The 223-nt window shown below is 68.2% G+C and carries 1 protein-coding gene; it reads right to left on the bottom strand.

Annotation, left to right across the window (positions count from 1 at the left end):
- On the bottom strand, positions 1–223 hold a 223-nt coding region (locus tag E4K09_RS18950), incomplete at both ends, for a 2-deoxy-5-keto-D-gluconate 6-phosphate aldolase domain-containing protein (RefSeq protein WP_134499305.1).

The raw sequence follows: 223 nt of genomic DNA, 5'->3' as shown, positions 1-223 counted from the left end.
GCCATTCCACGAGCTTCGCGCCGATGCTGCCGCCACCTTCGAAATCGAGCGGGCGCGAGCCCGGCAGCTCCACCGGGCGACCGATCCAGAACGGATGATCGGCGGCGCGGACTAAGGCTTCGCGGCCGTAGGTGCCGTCAATCAGCATGCCGAAGCCGGAGCGGCCGTTGGCCACCTTCGCGGCCGCCTGCACGGCGAGCACTTTGAAATCGGGAATGCGGTC

Origin of the sequence: Microvirga pakistanensis (assembly GCF_004458765.1) — a bacterium.
In the GTDB taxonomy this organism is placed as follows: Bacteria; Pseudomonadota; Alphaproteobacteria; order Rhizobiales; family Beijerinckiaceae; genus Microvirga; species Microvirga pakistanensis.
The sequence above is the reverse complement of the archived record's forward strand: the minus strand, read 5'-3'. Positions and strand labels throughout refer to the sequence as shown.